We start from the raw sequence: 16,204 nt of genomic DNA, 5'->3' as shown, positions 1-16,204 counted from the left end.
CAAGGAGCGACATGCCCACAGACCTTTCCCGGCGCGGCCTGCTCAGGCTGGGCGCACTCTCAACGATGGCGCTGGCCGGAACGGAGAGCCTGATTTCACAAGCGACCCCGGCGGCTCCCGCCAGTGGCGCGGTGTACCTAAACCTGAACGAGAACGCGTTTGGCCCCTCGCCGCGTGTGCAGCCGGCGATCCAGCAGGCCCTCTCGCAACTTAACCGGTACGCCACGGCCGACCTGGCCGCGCAGTTCACCCAGCAAGTCGCCGCATATGAAAACGTCTCTCCGGATCAGGTCATCCTCGGCGAGATCCTTGGCGGTCTCGGGCTTCATCTCAGCTCCACGGGCGGCCCCGGCGGCGAGTTCCTCTACAGCACGCCCGGCTATCTCGCCCTGATCGATGCAGCCGCGCAACTCGGTGGCGTCGGCGTCCCGGTTCCGCTGAATGCCGCCGGCGCAAACGACTTGCCCGCACTGCAGGAACGCATTGGCCCAAAGACGCGCGCGGTCTACCTGATCAATCCGCACAATCCCACCGGCGTCCTGAACGAGGCGTCAGCATTTCAGAGCTTTCTGCGCAATGCTTCGCAACGCGCTCCGGTCATCGTCGACGAAGCTTACTTGGAGTACAGCACCGACTTCCGCACGCGTTCCGCCGTCACACTCGTGCGCGAAGGCGCAAACGTTCTGGTGTTCCGCACCTTCGACAAGATCCACGGCCTGGCGGGCCTGCCCATCGGCTACACCCTTGGGCCCAAGGCACTGATCGCCACGCTCAAGCAGCAGGGACTTGAGGATGCCGAAGGCCTAGGACGCCTGAACCTGGCAGCCGCGAGCGCCGCACTGGCCGACCCGGACCACATCCCTCGCGTACGCTCTACGGTCGCCGCCGAGCGCGAGACCTGGAACGGCGTTCTGCGCGATCTCCGCCTCAAGCACACACCGTCCGCCGCCAACTTCGTCTTCTTCGACGCCGGTCGTCCTCACGACGAAGTTGCAGGGAGCATGCGCCAGCAGGGTGTGGTTGTGGCTCGTGCTTTTCCGCCCTACAGCACCTGGGTTCGCATCACGATCGGCACTCCACAGCAGAACGCCGCGGCGCAGCAGGCCCTGCGGCGCGCCTTGGCCTGAAACGGGCGAAGGCGCGCTACAGAGATACGCTCAATTGTTCGTCGATGGGTTTAGCACCCAGGCGCGCCACGCCGCCGCGCTCGTCTCATCGGGCAGCCAGCTATAGCTGCCTTTCAGCGGCACCGTCTCCTGCACTGCAGCGCTTGAAAACTCGCAGTTCAGGTCGTCGAACACATCCTGCGTCTGGTTTGGGATGCAGGTGAACCGGCCGTAGCTGGGCGAAGCAAATGTGGCTGCGCCAATCTGCTGCGATCCGCTTGCCCCAACGACTGAGGCGATCCACGGCAGAACGATGCTGCGTGTCGACAGGGAACAGCAATGATTCGTGGCGTGTTGCACTCCAAACGCCCACGGCGCCTTGGCGGTGTGCCCGGCCGTGAAATACGCCTGGATCCGCGTGGTTCCCGAGTTTGAGTCTTCCGCGTTCGCGAGGATCAGCGAAGGCACGCTCACCGCGCCTGCATTGGGTAACACCTGGGCGATGTCCACGTGCGCGTCGCCTGCGATGTATTCGATGGCGCCCCGCACCCGGTCCGGGACCTGGTTTACCAAGGTTGCGGTCAACACGCCCGCGGCAGAGTACCCATACAGCACCACGCCCGCGGTATTCAGTTCCGGATGGTTCGACGAGGCCGCAAGCCCGGCAAGCGCCGCAAACAGCACCCGGGCAGGCCCCTTGGACGAATCGGCCTGGAAGTCGCCCGTGCTTTCTGAGTCGCACTCGTGCGCAAACACGATGGCGAAGTGAAGCTGGTCCATGGCCGCCCGGACTGAGGCATCGTTGTAGAAATCTGCGGTGTCGCCGCGCTCAAAGATCACCAGGGTTCCCGCTACGGTCGCGGAGGTGGTTGGCAGCCGCAAGTCGTACTTGCACGGGCCCTGCAGATCTTCGTTCACGTACGGATACATCCAGATGCTGTTTGCCGACACGGAAAGCGCCGTCCCCGGCGGGTACTGTTTGTAGCCGCTACCGCATCCCGAAAGGCACGTTAGCGCCGCCAGCAGTGCCAGCACGCTCAGGCACGCCTGGGCGACACCGCGGCGCTTGAAACTTCCGCTCATTCTCAACTGATCTCCAGCAGTGAGGCCATTGTAAAAAGCGGACGAGAAAAAGAAACGAAAAAAGTCGAGGCCGGCAGATGCGCGGCCTCGACTTATTGCGTCTGCTTCTACCAAACGCGGCAGCTTGAAGTGGGATACATCGGCGATCCCTGCTTGCACTGGAACGCCTTGCCGAACGCGTCGAAGTTCTGCACAGCGCCATCTGTCCGGAAACGGCCCGGCGAGTGCGGATCTACCTTGACCATCATGCGGCTGAACTCCTCGCGGGTGTTTTCACACCACACCTGCGCATAGCCCAGGAAGAAGCGCTGGTCGGGCGTAAAGCCGTCGATCTGCTTCGTCGCCGCGGGCGTGCCGTCGATTTCCGAGTGCAATGCCGCGTAGGCGATGCGCAGGCCGCCGTTGTCGGCCGTGTTCTCGCCCAGCGTCAGTTTGCCGTTCAGCTTGGCTCCGGGAACGGATTCGAAGTTGCCGTACTCCTTCACCTCGCACTGCGTGCGCTGGTCAAAGGCGGCTTTGTCGGCCGGCGTCCACCAGTCGCGCACGTTGCCGGTGGCGTCGTACTTCGCGCCCTCGTCGTCAAAACCGTGCGTCATTTCGTGGCCGATCACCACGCCGATGGATCCGAAGTTCACCGCTTTATCCATGCCCGGATCGAAGAACGGCGGCTGCAGGATGCCTGCCGGAAAGTTGATGTCGTTCTGCGCTGGGTTGTAGTCGGCGTTCACGGTCGGCGGCGTCATGTCCCACTCCTTCTCGTCCACCGGCTTGCCGATTTTGTTCAGGTTGCGGCGATCCTCAAAGACAGAGCTGCGCTCGTTGTTCCCCACCGCATCGTCGCGCTTCACGTTTAGGGAGCTGTAGTCGCGCCAGTTCTCGGGGTAGCCGATCTTCTGGCGAAATGCCGCCAGCTTCTTGCGCGCTTCCACGCGAGTCGTCGGAGTCATCCACTCCAGGTGATCGATGTCGTTACCCAGGGCCACTTCCAGAGCGTGGATCAGGTCACTCATCTGCGCTTTGCTGCTGGCAGGGAAGTACTTCTGCACCCAATCCTGTCCCACGGCTTCGCCGAGATGGCCATCGGTCGCGCTCGTGCAGCGCTTCCACAGGTCCTGCTGCTTCGGCGTGCCGGTCAGCGTCTGCTCCAGGGCGAAAGATGCGTCGCGGAACGGCTTGGAAAGCCGCGGTGCCTGCCCGTCGATCACGTGCCACTCCATGTAGCTCTTCAAATCACCGAGATCGCTCGACGCGATCACCTGGTTCAGCGCTGTCACAAAGCCCGGCTCGGCCACATTCAGCTTGCTGAACGCGGGAGTATGCAGCGCCGCGAAGTAGTCCGCGAACCGGTAGTTGGGGCTACCCGATTCAAGCTGCGCCACCGTTTCCACGTGGTACACGTTGTCCGGGTCGCGCTGCTCCGTGCGATCCATGGAGCCTTTGGCCAGCGCCGTTTCGATGCGGAGCACGGCGTCAGCCTTGGTCTTCGCCTGGTCCGGCGAGTTTCCCGCCAGGGTGAACATCTGCACGACGATGTCGTGGTACTTGGCGCGAATTTCCTTGCTGTGCGCATCATCCTGCAGGTAGTAGTCCCGGTCCGGCAGCGTCAGACCACCCTGGTTCAGGGCGGCGATGTAGACAGTGGAGTTCTTCTGGTCTTCCTCCGCGCCGAAGCCGTAAAAAAGGCCGTAGCCGTGCTGGGCTTCCAACTCGCCCACGAGCGACGCGATCTTCGCCTTGTCATTTAGCCCCTGGATCGACGTCAGCACCGGCCGGATGGGCTCCACGCCCAGTTTGTCTTCGAGCGGCTCGTTCATACACGCGGCGTAATACGCGCCGTACTTGGTCTGCAGCGGCGTTGCCGGATGATTCGCGGCCTGCTCCAGCAACTGGTACAGCGAGTAGCGGTTGTACTCTGCAAGCTGTGTAAACGTGCCGTACTCGGGACGGTCCGCCGGCAAGGGATGCGATTTGATCCAGTTTCCGCAGGCGTACGCGTAAAAGTCGTTGCAGGGATCGACGCTCTTGTCGAGCGCGGAAAGGTCCAGCGAAACCGGTTTAACTGGCGCGGGAACGGCATCGGCCCCGGCGACCATGCCGGACGGCAGCGTGAGGTGTTGCGCAACCGCAGGCGCGGCGACCGCGGCTGATGCGGAAAGAAGCAGCACCATTGCTGCCTTGGAAAAGCTAGGCATAAACCATGTCCTTGAGGAAAGGCGACGTGCGCCTGTTCATTGCAGAATACGCCGTTGCTCCCGCATCGGTTGCATAGGAAAGCCCCGCCGAAGCGGGGCTTTCCTGTATCGCGCAAACCTGACCGATTACTGGATCAGCTCTGTCGCGTGGCTTCCGTTTGCAACCGCTGCGGCGCAGCTTGGAGCAGCGGAAGCAGGGTAGGGCGAGTTCCGGATCTTGCTCAGCGTGCCCGTCGTGCTGTTCAACTGGAACGCGCTCACGTTACCGGAGTCGAAGTTCGACGTGTAGAGGTAAATGCCGAGCGCGTTCTCGACCGTCACGCAGGTCGGACGCGTGCCGTCCAGAACGGTGCGGCCCGTGCCCGAAGCGCTCAGAGCGCCGGAGCTGGCGTTGATCACGAATCCAGCGATGTTGCTGTCGTTCTGATCCACCACGTACAGGAACTTGCCACGCGGATCGATCGTCATCTGCACTGGCAGCGAACCGGTTGCGAACGGTCCGGCCGTCATGGCGGTCAGGGCGCCGGCGCCGTTCACCGTGTATCCGATGATCTGGTTCGACGCGCTGTCCGTCACGTAGACGAACACGCCGCGAGGTGCAACGGCGACCGAGCTGGCCGTCACGCCCGACAGGTAACCCTGGGAAGCCGCCGATCCGATGACCGTGTTGCCGATCGGGGTCAGAGCACCCGTGCCAATGTCGCGCTTGAACACCAGGAGGTTGTTGAACGTGGTCGGATCCTGATCGATCACATAGACGAACGAGCTGCAGTTCGCCGGCGTGGTCACGCAGGCAGCATTGTTGATGTCGGAAATGCTGGTGTTCGACAGGTTCGGTCCCACCGCGATCCCGGACGGGTTCAATCCGACTGGGAAGTAGTTGTTGCCGCCCGTAGTGACCGCTGCTCCGATGGCGATGCCGCCATCCGCATCTGGCGCGCCCAGCTTGTACACTTCCACGCCGCCGGGACCGCTGTTCGCTGTCAGCGAAGTCTTGCGGTAGGTAAACGTCACGTACATGTAGCCGCTATCTGCCGAGATCGCGATTCCCGTCGGGAAGATCCCGTCCAGTTGCGTCACCTTCTGCGGGTACAGCTTGCCGTCCGTGCCGATCTTCAGCCACTGGATCGTTGAATCGTCGTGGTTGATCACGTACAGATTCTTCTGGTTTGGGCTGACCACCAGATTTGTCGGGTTCCGGCCCTCGGTCGACTGCCCGCTGGAGGCGAGCGTCAGCAGCGATCCCGTCTGATAGTCGATGCCGTACTCGTTGATCGTGCCGTTCGGGTCCGTTGCCGAACCACGCGACGACAGCACATACAGGAAGCCCACCGTGTAGGTGCCGCTGCACGAAGACAAGCCGAATGAAACGGCGGAGAGAAGAAGAGCGGCGGTGATGCGGCCCAGAGTCGTGAACTTCATGCGCTTGTGTTTCACCTTTTCAGGAAGAGCTTGGGAGGAAGTGCGGGAGCCGTGCCCAATGCGTATCAGCAGCGGCTCCGGTCAAAGGAAACGTTAGCTGGTGATACCGCTCGTTACCAGGCAGGTCGGCTTACCGTTCGCGGTGAACTGCGATCCGCGCCGCAGCGCCTGCAGGTCGCCAACACCCTGGCGCCGCTGGAAGCCCGTCACCGTGCCATCCGCGTTGGATGTGTAGACGTATTTGTTCGAGGGGTCGTTCACCATGCACACCGGCGTCGCACCCGTCGTGTACTGGCCATTCAGACCGGCCAGCGGCGTCAGACGGCCATCCGCGCTACCTACCGAGAACACCGAGATGTTGCCGGAACCCTGGTTCGCCACCGAGGATCCCGAGTTCAGAACGTACAGGTAGCTCGAGCTTCCGTCAGTTGCGGTCAGCGTCCAGACCGGCGTCGTATTGCTCACAACGTTGGTGTACGGGCTGCCCTGTCCCGGCTGCAGAACGCCGTTGGTCACGGTGTACTGGTTGATCAAGTTGTGCGTGCCGTCCGTCAGGTACAGGAAGTTGCCACCCGTCGTCATGCTGGTGAAGTTGGTGGACGCGCTCTGGTCAAGAATCTGCAGGCTGTTGGCCGAGGTGGTCAACTGACCGCCCGCGCCCTGGCCGAAGATGGTGACCGTATCGTCGCCGTTCAGCACCACCACGCTGCCACCCACGACCTTGATGCGGGACGGGTTCGGGCCCACCGGGAAGTAGGTCGTTGCAACGTTATTGACCTTGATGCTGTTGTTCAGCACCGGCGTCAGCAGACCCGTGGTGCTATCGACCGAGAAAACTTCCACCGAGCCGCAGGGCGCAGTATTCTTCGGCTGAGTCGGCGAGGTGCAGGCCGGAGCCTTGCCCTGCGCGTTCACCGCGGGCGAAACCTGATCCAGCACATACAGGTAGGTGCCGCCCAGGTCGAACCATACCGGCGTTGCACCCACGGTGCCCGTCGTCTGCTGCGCGGCCAGAACGCCGTCGCCACCCACGCTGTACAGCACCACGGACGCCTTCGGTTCCAGCTGGTTCAGCGTGTACAGGTAACGGCCACCCGGAACAACCACGGAGTACACAGGCGATCCGCCCGACCCGGCCGTAAACGGCGAGCCAACCACCTCGGTCAGGTTGCCGGTGTTGTCATCGATCTTGTACGCGGTGATCACGTTGCCCACGGTGTTGCTCGAGCTCTTCCCGGCCAGCACCCACAGGTACCCGATGGTCCCGTTGCCACAACCACTTGCCCCCAGCACCAGGGCAATCGAAACCGCACAGGCCAGCAACCACCGGCCATTTCCGCTGAACTTCATTCAGAGATCCTTTTTGCGACACCGTTTCGCAGATTTCTGCTCAGGAAAAGGCGCGCGAACTTTCCGATGGGGGCTACCGAGACCGCCCACAGCCCCGTCTGTCTCCGCATCCTGCTCCTGGACGGGACGCCGGAAACGTGCTTTCCCATTGTAAGAGCCGGGTGCGATTTCCGCCACCGGACCTGCCTTCAACTGCCTGCACCCCGACCTCTGGGCAGGCACATACCCCACACAAGCGTGTGTTTGTGACGCGCCCTAGTGTGCGAAGAAAGCAGCGGCGGTCGAATTTTTCTGCACCAGCGGGCCTGCCCCCAAAGCAAAACGGCCCGGAGCATCCCGGGCCGTCAGGCGTGCGCATCGCTGCAGAGCTACCAGACCCGGCAACTGTTCACCGGAAACATGGGGTCACCCTTCTTGCAGCCCCAGGCTTCGCCGAACTTGTCGAAGTTCTGCACCTCGCCGTTCACGCGGAACCGCCCGGGCGAGTGGGGATCGGTTTTTGCGGCCACCTCCGCCGCCTCCGGACGCGTGTTCTCGCACCAAACCTGGGCATACCCCAGGAAGTAGCGCTGGTCCTGCGTGTAGCCGTCGATCTTCCGGCTCTCCGCTCCCGGCGTCTTCGCCAGTTCGGTGTGCAGCGCCGCGTACGCCACGTGCAGGCCACCGTTGTCTGCGGTGTTCTCGCCGAGGGTCAGCTTGCCGTTCAGGTGAACGCCCGGCACCGGCTCAAACGCGTCGAACTCCTTCGCTTCGCAATCGGTACGCTGTTCAAACTTCGCCCGGTCCTCGGCCGTCCACCAGCTCTTCACGTTACCCTGGGCGTCGTACTTGGAGCCCTGGTCGTCGAAGCCGTGCGTCATCTCGTGGCCGATCACCACGCCTATGGCGCCAAAGTTCACCGCCGGATCGATCTTGAAGTCATAGAACGGCGGCTGCAGGATGCCGGCAGGGAAGTTGATGTCGTTCATGCCGGGGTTGTAGTAGGCATTCACCGTAGGCGGCGACATGCTCCACTCCTTTTCGTCCACCGGCTTGCCGATCTTGTCCAGCGTGCGGTTCTGGCTGAATACGGCCGTCCTGCGCGCATTGCCGAAGCGGTCATCGCGCTTCACGTCCAGCTTCGAGTAGTCGCGCCAAGTCTCGGGGTACCCGATCTTGTTGCGGAACGCTGCCAGCTTCACCTGGGCCTGCGCCTTGGTCGCGTCACTCATCCAGTCCAGCCCCTGGATGTCCTGTCCCAGCGCCTTCTCCAGGTCGGCCACCAGGACGCTCATGTTCTGCTTGGCGGCGGGCGGAAAGTTCGCATTTACCCAGTCCTGGCCAACGGCCTCGCCCAGCGCCGCGTCGGTCTGCATGGTGCAGCGCCGCCACAGCGGAGCCAAAACCTGTTGGCCGGTCAGCACCTTGCCGTTGAACGCAAAGTTCTCATCGATGAACGGCTGCGACAGCGCGTTCGCGCCCGCGTTCAGCAGGTGCCAGCGCATGTAGCTCTTCAGCTCATCCAGCGACGCGGCGTCAATCTCTGCATTCAGCGCCTGCACAAACTTGGGGCTCGACACGTTCAGACTCGTCACCGGCCGGTGCAGCGCCGCAAAGTAGTCGTTCCACTGAAAATCCGGCGTCAACTGCTGCAATTGCGTAAGGGTCATCAGGTGGTAGCGCTTCGCCGGATCGCGCATTTCCACGCGGGGCATCTGCCCCTCCGCCAGCGCGGTCTCGATCTTCATCACGGCGTCGGCTTCGGTCTTTGCCTGCTCTGGCGTGTCGCCCAGCAGCACGAACATCTTCTGCACGTGATCCACATACTTCCCGCGGATGTCCTTGGATCGCGCTTCGTCCTTCAGGTAGTAATCGCGGTCCGGCAGCGCCAGCCCGCCCTGGCCCAGCTGCGGGATCACCTTGGTCGAGTCCTGCTGGTCCTGCCCGGAGCCGAAACCATAAAAGAAACCGACGCCGTCCGCGGACTCCATTTCGCCGTTCAGCTTGGCAATCTGCTTCTTGTCCGTGACGGCCGCAATGCGCGCCAGACCGGGCTGCAGCGGCTTCGCGCCAAGCTGGTCCGCCAGCGGCTGGTTCATGCACGCTGCATAGTAGTTGCCATACTTCACCTGCAGCGGCGTCTTCGGATTGTTCGCCGCCTGCTCCAGCAGTGTGTACAGCGTGTACCGGTTGCGTTCACCTAGCTCGTCAAACCGGCCGTAGCGGGTCTTGTCCGCCGGGATCGGATTGTTCTTCTTCCAATTCCCGCAGGCATAGGCGTAGAAGTCGTCGCAGGGGTTCACGGTCTTGTCGATCGCGCTCAGGTCCATGCTGATGCCGGCCTTGGGCGCGGTGATCGTTGGCGCTGCGTCCGCGTTCACCAGTTGAATCTGCTGTGCGGAGATGCCGGAAACGGCGAAGGCGCCAGCCGCAAGCGCGGCGGCGAGAGGTTTGAACATCCGGGGTGCCTCGAATGGGAAGAATGTGCGTGCTGATCTCCAAATACGTTACAGCCCGGCAAAAAGGCCCTGCAAGCGCCTTGAGGGATGATGCGCACGAGGAACGGCGTTCGCCGCCGGCGTAACCCGATTTCGGTAGCGCGGAAACCAGAGGTGTGGGTGTACTCTGGCACCCATCCTTTCTATGCGCCTCTCTCTTTCTGCGGTACTGCTTTGCTCTTGTCTGCCTGTCTGCACGCCCGCCCAGGTGCCGGCTCCTGCTATACCAGCCCCACTCTCGTCGGTGCCGGCCGCGACGTTTTCCGACGAGGCCGCCATCCTGCGCAACAGCAACATTGTTCTGCAGTACAACGCCGACGGTACCGGCACGCGCACCGAATCTCAATCTTTCAAACTGCAATCGGAGGCGGCCGTTCGCCAATTCGGCGTGGTCAGCCTGGTCTACGCCTCCGCCACCCAGACGGCAGACTTCGTTTACGTCCGGGTGCGCCGCTCTGACGGCTCAGTGGTCGACACACCGCTGACGGACGTGCAGGATCAAACGCCGCCTGTCACACAGCAGGCGCCCTTCTACAGCGACATCAAGCTCAAGCAAATGCCGGTCCGCGGCCTGCGCGTGGGCGACATCGTCGAGTGGCAGACCCACGTGGTTATCAAGCAGGCCGAGGCGGCCAACCAGTTCTGGGGCACGGTGCCATTCGTGCGCGATCTGGTCACCCAACACCAGACGGTGGAGTTGCGTTTCCCCTCCAACCTGAACCCGACTGTGTGGACCAACCCCGCCAATCACGTCACGCCCGAGCGCACCACTGAGGGCAAGGAGACGGTCTACCGCTGGCAGTGGCAATCGCTCAAACCCACCCTGGGCAAGCAGGCCGAAGCCGCCGCCAAGGCCGAGGAAAATAAAGTCCTCTCCGCGGACGAAGAACTGGATAAGACGGAAGGCCGCCTTCCTGACGTCGCCTTCACCACATTCCCGGACTGGGCGGCGGTCGGCGCCTGGTATCGCGGCCTTGAGGCCGACCGCATGCAGCCCGACGCCACCATTCGTGCCAAGGTGGCTGAGATCACCGCTCACAGCGCCACCGAACAGGACAAGATCCGCGCGGTGTACGACTGGGTCGCGTCCGACGTTCGCTACATCGGCATCGCTCTGGGCGTGGGCCGCTACCAGCCGCACGCCGCAGCCACGGTGCTTCAGAACCAGTACGGCGACTGCAAGGACAAGCACACGCTGCTTGCCTCCATGCTCATCGCGCTCGGCCAGCAGCCTGACGCTGTGCTCATCGGCTCCGGTGTGCGCTTCAACCCGGCAGTGCCCTCGCCCGCCGCGTTCAACCACCTGATCACGCGCATCACTCTGAACGGCAAGCCGGTCTGGCTCGATACCACGTCCGAGGTGGCTCCGTTCCAGGTCCTCGTGCCCACCATTCGTGACAAGGACGCCCTGGTCGTCCCGCCCACCGGCGTGGCAACCATCCAGAAAACGCCGGCTCGCCCGCCATTTGCGCCTTTCGAAACCATGGCAGTCAAGGGCAGCCTGGACAAAGATCTCACCTCAGAATCCCAGATTGCGTACACCCTGCGTGACGACAATGAAATCGGTCTACGCGCCGGCCTCCGGCAGCTTTCGCCCGCGCAGCACCCTGAGGCGGTTCAGCGCGTAATGCAGTTCTACGGCTTCGGGGGTACTACCAGCGACGCCGTCATCGACAACCTGAACGACCAAGAAAAGCCTCTCGTCCTTCGCTTCCACTACCACCGGGAACACAGTTCCGAATGGGGTGAGAACCGTGTCACCGCCGTTTTCAGCCCCACCTTGCTGCCTGTGATCGACGAGAAGAAGCCGCCCACCACCAGCATTCTTCTGGGCCAGCCACGGGAAAGCACCAGCACCGTGGACATGCAGTTGGCGCCCGGCTGGTCTGCGGAATTACCTGAGGCCATCCACCAAAGCATTCCGCAGGCCCGCATCGACACAACCTACCGGCTTGACGGTCGCACGCTGCACGCCGAACGAAAACTTTCCGTGCTCGCCGAGAAGATGCCCGCGGCCGACTGGAAGACTTATCAGAAGTGGTACACCGCCTCGAGCGCTGGCGACGTGCCTTACATCCAGCTCATCCCACCCTCGGGCGCAAAGTCAACCGGCCCCATGATCGGCGACGGCGCGCATGCAAAGGGAAGTGGCGACTCCGTGCCGCAGAAGCCCAAGACCCAGGCCGAACGCCTGGCACAGGCGAAGCGCCTGGTCGAAAGCGCCGGTGAAAAGCTAAATCACAATGACCCCGACGGCGCCGAGCAGGACCTGAACGAAGCGCGAACGCTGAACGAATCCCAGGAATACCTGTGGGGCAACCTGGGCGTGGTCGCCCAGCGCCGCGGCAATCAGACGGAAGCGGTGAAGGACTACCGCAAAGAGGTGGAACTCTACCCAACCTCTGAGTTCGCCTGGCGCAACCTGGTTAATCTGCAGGCAAGCGAGAACCGCAAAGCCGCCATCGCCACCACGCGCGACTGGATCGCAGCCGACCCCTCTAAATCCGATGCCCGCACCACTCTGGTGCAACTGCTGTGGGCCGACAACCAGAACGCTGCGGCACTCGCCGCCGCCAAGGATGCCGCCGCGGCTCTGCCCGGCGACGTGCGCGAGAGCAACGCGTTCCAGCTGCTGCTGGGCCAGGCGCAGATGCGGGGTGGCGAAACCGCCGCGGGTGCGGAAACGCTCTCGCACCTCATCCAGGGCGACGCTACAGCCCTGCAGGACAACGACGCGGTCTACGAACTGGCAAAGAACCACTTGCAGTTGAAAGTGGCTGAAACCACGCAGCGCGACGTACTCAAGAAACTCGCCGCGGAAAGCACCGGCTGGACCGGCGACGAGTCGCCCAACACGATGGCTCAGGCCTCGTCTCTGTTCACCGCCGCATGGGACACCATGGGCTGGATCCTGTACGAGGAAGGCAAGTACGCCGAAGCGGAAACCTACATTCGGCCAGCCTGGCTCAACCGCCCTAACCCAGAGATCGGCGAACACCTTGGCGACGTTCAGGCCGCACTGCACAAAGATCGCGACGCAGCCCTGACGTATGAACTTGTCGACTATATCGTCAGCAAATCTCCCGGGCTCGATCCTGCTGCAGCCGAACTCACGCTCAAGCCAAAGGTCGAAGCGGCCAGGAAGAAGTTCGGCGATCTGTTGCACGCCAACAGCAACTCGCCCGACCTGATCCTCGGCGCGGAACGAACGTTCCCCATCCCGGGTCAGTCGGATACCACCGGCACCGCAACCTACTCGCTCCTGTTCACGCGGGAGCGCGTGCTGCGTGCCCGCCCCGCTCCGAACGCCACCACCACACCGGCTCAAGACAAGCTGGTACAGCAGGCAAACCTCGCTGCACTGTTCCCGCCCAACGACTCCGCCGCGCTTTTCCGCACGGTGTACCTCGTCTGCAAAGCAAACAGTTGCAGCGTCCGCCTCACGCAGTGAGGGAAGAGCGTCTGCCGCGTTCGCTTGTGCGGCAGACGCTCTTCTCTGTTCCCTGGTTCTAAAGGCGTCCCGCGTCGCGCAGCGCCGCAATCTCCGGATCGGTAAAGATGTGCGACCGGGTCAGAAACTGCAGGCCGCCCGGCCCCTCCAGCGAAAACGCCGCGCCAAAGCCCTTCACCACGTCGATCTCCAACTGCGTGTGCTTCCAGTATTCGAACTGCTGCGCCGACATATAGAAGGGCGCACCGCCGATCTCGCCGAGCTTCACATCGCGGCTGCCAATGCGCATTTCGCCTTCCGGAAAGCACATCGGCGCCGAACCTTCGCAGCACCCGCCGGACTGGTAAAACATCACCGGTCCATGCTCCGCCTGCAGCTCCGCAATCAAGTGCAGCGCAGCCGGTGTCGCGGTCACCTGCAACGGCGTAGCGGCGACCGAGGTTCCATCGGCAGCCGCTCTGCTCGCTTGCTGAACTGGTGACTCGTCGACGTGCTGCTCCACTAGAACAACCCCAGCTTCGCGTCGCTGTAGCTCACCAGCTGATTCTTCGTCTGCTGGTAGTGATCCAGCATCATCAGGTGGTTCTCGCGCCCGATGCCGCTCTGCTTGTACCCGCCAAACGCGGCGTGAGCCGGGTACAGGTGATAGCAGTTCGTCCACACGCGGCCCGCCTCAATGCCGCGGCCGAAATGGTATGCGCGGTTCATGTCCTTCGTCCACACGCCCGCGCCCAGGCCGTATAGGGTGTCGTTGGCAATCTCCATCGCCTCGTCGTCGGTCTTGAACGTGGTCACGCTCAGCACCGGTCCGAAGATCTCCTCCTGGAAGATGCGCATTTTGTTATGGCCGCGGAAGATGGTCGGCTGCACGTAGAACCCGCCGCTCAGCTCACCTTCCAGGTGCGCCGCATCGCCGCCGGTCAGCATCTCGGCGCCTTCCTTCCGGCCCAGGTCCAGGTAGCTCATGATCTTGTCGAACTGCTGCTTCGACGCCTGCGCGCCCAGCATCGTCGAGCTGTCCAGCGGGTTCGCCTGCTTGATCGCCTCTACCCGCTTCAGCGCCTTTTCCATAAAGCGGTCGTAGATCTTCTCGTGAATGAGTGCGCGCGACGGGCAGGTGCACACTTCGCCCTGGTTGAAGGCGAACAGCACGAGACCTTCGATCGCCTTGTCGATGTACTCCTCGCTTCCGTTCATCACGTCTTCAAAGAAGATGTTCGGCGACTTGCCGCCCAGCTCCAGCGTGAACGGGATCATGTTTTCCGACGCGTACTGCATGATCATGCGGCCGGTCACCGTGGACCCGGTGAACGCCACCTTGTTGATGCGCGGGTTTGTCGCCAGTTCCTTGCCCACCTCGCGGCCGTAGCCGTTCACCACGTTCAGCACGCCCGCGGGCAAGAGGTCGCCGATGATCTCCATCAGCATCAGGATCGAAACGGGCGTCTGCTCCGCCGGCTTCAGCACCACGCAGTTGCCTGCGGCCAGCGCCGGCGCCAGCTTCCACGCGGCCATCAGCAGCGGAAAGTTCCACGGAATGATCTGCCCGACCACGCCCAACGGCTCGTGGTAGTGGTACGCAACGGTCTCGTTGTCGATCTGGCTGATGCCGCCCTGCTGCGCGCGAATGGCCCCGGCAAAGTAGCGGAAGTGATCGGCACTGAGCGGGACATCGGCCGCCATCGTCTCGCGAATCGGCTTGCCGTTGTCCCACGTCTCGGCGTGCGCCAGCAGCTCCAGGTTGTCCTCAATGCGCTGCGCAATCTTCAGCAGAATGTTCGAACGTTCTGTCGTCGATGTCCGCGCCCAGGCCTTCTTCGCCTTGTGCGCAGCATCCAGCGCCTTCTCCACGTCGGCGGCGCGCGACCGCGGCACTTCTGTGATCACCTGCCCTGTCACGGGCGTCACGTTCTCGAAATACTCGCCGCCAGCGGGCTCCACCCACTCGCCACCGATGTAGTTTCCGTACCGCTTGCGAAACGGCACGTTGTATCCGTACGTCATCGGGCTGATCTTGCTGCCGCTGCTGGGAGGCATTGCTGTTGCCATGGCTGCTGTGTCCTTTCGCGTCGCCGATCTCTCGGCGAAACTACCGCGCAACACGATGCTCCTCCGCGCAGGCGCTGGTCAAGCGCCATCCCGGGCCCCTCCAAAGCAAGGGCGCGGCCGGAGCCACGCCCTTACCCAGCCGCGCCCGAAAGCGACCGCAACCCTAAAACTTGCCCTGACGCAGGTCTTCCAGCAGCGTCGGGCCGGTCGGGTCCCAGCCCAGTGTCTTCTGCGTATAGGCGCTGGAAGCAGGCATGTCCCATGCCAGGATGTGTCCGAGCCAGCCGTAGTGCTGGTTAGCCTCATCCTGGGTCAGGCTCTTCGGCTCCAGCTTCAGCACGCCGGCAACCACTTCCACCACGTCCTTCATGGGCACGCCCTCTTCCTGCACGGCGTTCCAGCGACTCCCCGCCTCGGCCCGCTCCAGCACCAGCCGGTACAGATTCGCCACGGACTGGACCGGCGCCGCGGAGTAGCGGTTCGCACCGTCGCCCACGTAGCCCGCAATGCCGATCTTGCGCGTGACCTCGTTGTAATAGGTGATGAGCCCCTGCTTGTACGGGTCGTGCACCTGCGGCAGTCGCACCACGCTCACGTTTACGCCACGCTCCTGCGCCGCGATGCCGGCCAGCTCCGTAAATTTCCGTGGCACAGGCGTGCTCGCGTCAAAGAAGTCCTCGGTAGCCGTTTGTCCCGGGCCTTTGCTGCCCAGACCCACGCCTGACGTGATGACCAGCGGCTTGTTCGTTCCCGCCAGCACATCGGCCAGGGTCGTGATCACCACGCGATCTTTCTCCGCATTTTCCGCAAATGCGTTCGCCGAGCGCGAAAAGTCATGATCAAACGCCAGGTGAATGACTCCGTCCGCGGAAGCCGCGCCCTCCTTCAGGCTCTCGGGCTGATCGATGTTGGCGTGGTAGGGCTCCGCTCCCGCAGCCATTAGCCTCTCCGCGCCCTCGTTCGAACGCGTCATGCCCAGCACGGTGTGTCCCGCGCCGATCAACTCCGGAACAACCCGCGATCCGATAAACCCTGTCGCACCCGTCACAAACACTCGCATGGTGAATCTCCTGC

Annotated in this window: 10 protein-coding genes; 2 read left to right on the top strand and 8 right to left on the bottom strand. The window is 63.0% G+C overall.

Annotated elements, in window-relative coordinates; genetic code table 11:
* Window positions 1–11 precede the first annotated feature (11 nt).
* Window positions 12–1,127: a pyridoxal phosphate-dependent aminotransferase gene (locus OHL12_RS10490; protein WP_263413767.1), complete on the top strand. Its 1,116-nt coding sequence runs from the start codon at window positions 12–14 to the stop codon at window positions 1,125–1,127.
* A 30-nt stretch (window positions 1,128–1,157) separates the two neighbouring features.
* Here OHL12_RS10490 and OHL12_RS10485 read toward each other — a convergent pair whose 3' ends face one another.
* The 5 genes from OHL12_RS10485 to OHL12_RS10465 all read right to left on the bottom strand — a co-directional run bounded on the left by OHL12_RS10485 (window position 1,158) and on the right by OHL12_RS10465 (window position 9,591).
* Entirely contained in the window at window positions 1,158–2,189 is a 1,032-nt protein-coding gene (locus OHL12_RS10485) for a hypothetical protein (RefSeq protein ID WP_263413766.1), read from the bottom strand.
* Window positions 2,190–2,296: 107 nt separating this feature from the next.
* On the bottom strand, window positions 2,297–4,381 hold the full coding sequence (locus OHL12_RS10480) for a M13 family metallopeptidase (protein ID WP_263413765.1): 2,085 nt from the start codon (window positions 4,379–4,381) through the stop codon (window positions 2,297–2,299).
* 126 nt (window positions 4,382–4,507) lie between these two features.
* Window positions 4,508–5,803, bottom strand: coding sequence for a lactonase family protein (locus OHL12_RS10475; protein ID WP_263413764.1), 1,296 nt, complete (start codon window positions 5,801–5,803; stop codon window positions 4,508–4,510).
* A 93-nt stretch (window positions 5,804–5,896) separates the two neighbouring features.
* Window positions 5,897–7,153 carry a lactonase family protein gene (locus OHL12_RS10470; RefSeq protein ID WP_263413763.1) on the bottom strand — a complete coding sequence of 419 codons (1,257 nt, stop codon included), beginning with the start codon at window positions 7,151–7,153 and terminating at the stop codon, window positions 5,897–5,899.
* Between the two features lie 368 nt (window positions 7,154–7,521).
* Window positions 7,522–9,591: a M13 family metallopeptidase gene (locus tag OHL12_RS10465; protein ID WP_263413762.1), complete on the bottom strand. Its 2,070-nt coding sequence runs from the start codon at window positions 9,589–9,591 to the stop codon at window positions 7,522–7,524.
* A 283-nt stretch (window positions 9,592–9,874) separates the two neighbouring features.
* Here OHL12_RS10465 and OHL12_RS10460 point away from each other — a divergent pair, with 283 nt between their 5' ends.
* Entirely contained in the window at window positions 9,875–13,081 is a 3,207-nt protein-coding gene (locus OHL12_RS10460; RefSeq protein WP_263413761.1) for a DUF3857 domain-containing protein, read from the top strand.
* Window positions 13,082–13,139: 58 nt separating this feature from the next.
* Here the strand turns inward: OHL12_RS10460 and OHL12_RS10455 are convergent, their stop codons facing one another.
* From OHL12_RS10455 to OHL12_RS10445, 3 genes are all read right to left on the bottom strand, one after another.
* The gene (locus OHL12_RS10455) at window positions 13,140–13,583 is read right to left on the bottom strand and encodes a DUF779 domain-containing protein (protein ID WP_263413760.1); all 444 of its coding nucleotides are present in this window, start codon (window positions 13,581–13,583) and stop codon (window positions 13,140–13,142) included.
* On the bottom strand, window positions 13,583–15,130 hold the full coding sequence (gene exaC, locus OHL12_RS10450; protein ID WP_263413759.1) for an acetaldehyde dehydrogenase ExaC: 1,548 nt from the start codon (window positions 15,128–15,130) through the stop codon (window positions 13,583–13,585). The genes OHL12_RS10455 and exaC overlap by 1 nt, the downstream gene beginning before the upstream one ends.
* 163 nt (window positions 15,131–15,293) lie before the next feature.
* Entirely contained in the window at window positions 15,294–16,190 is an 897-nt protein-coding gene (locus OHL12_RS10445) for an SDR family oxidoreductase (RefSeq protein WP_263413758.1), read from the bottom strand.
* Window positions 16,191–16,204 lie beyond the last annotated feature (14 nt).

The sequence above is a fragment of the Terriglobus aquaticus genome (assembly GCF_025685415.1).
GTDB lineage: Bacteria > Acidobacteriota > Terriglobia > Terriglobales > Acidobacteriaceae > Terriglobus > Terriglobus aquaticus.
Note: the sequence above shows the minus strand (reverse complement) of the source record. Positions and strands in the feature narration are given on the sequence as shown.

Bases quoted from the DNA above. Each gene is read 5' to 3' on its own strand.
- OHL12_RS10480 (WP_263413765.1), bottom strand. From the start codon at position 4,381: ATGCCTAGCTTTTCCAAGGCAGCAATGGTGCTGCTTCTTTCCGCATCA.
- OHL12_RS10465 (WP_263413762.1), bottom strand. From the start codon at position 9,591: ATGTTCAAACCTCTCGCCGCCGCGCTTGCGGCTGGCGCCTTCGCCGTT.
- OHL12_RS10445 (WP_263413758.1), bottom strand. From the start codon at position 16,190: ATGCGAGTGTTTGTGACGGGTGCGACAGGGTTTATCGGATCGCGGGTT.
- OHL12_RS10490 (WP_263413767.1), top strand. From the start codon at position 12: ATGCCCACAGACCTTTCCCGGCGCGGCCTGCTCAGGCTGGGCGCACTC.
- OHL12_RS10475 (WP_263413764.1), bottom strand. From the start codon at position 5,803: ATGAAGTTCACGACTCTGGGCCGCATCACCGCCGCTCTTCTTCTCTCC.
- OHL12_RS10485 (WP_263413766.1), bottom strand. From the start codon at position 2,189: ATGAGCGGAAGTTTCAAGCGCCGCGGTGTCGCCCAGGCGTGCCTGAGC.
- exaC (WP_263413759.1), bottom strand. From the start codon at position 15,130: ATGGCAACAGCAATGCCTCCCAGCAGCGGCAGCAAGATCAGCCCGATG.
- OHL12_RS10470 (WP_263413763.1), bottom strand. From the start codon at position 7,153: ATGAAGTTCAGCGGAAATGGCCGGTGGTTGCTGGCCTGTGCGGTTTCG.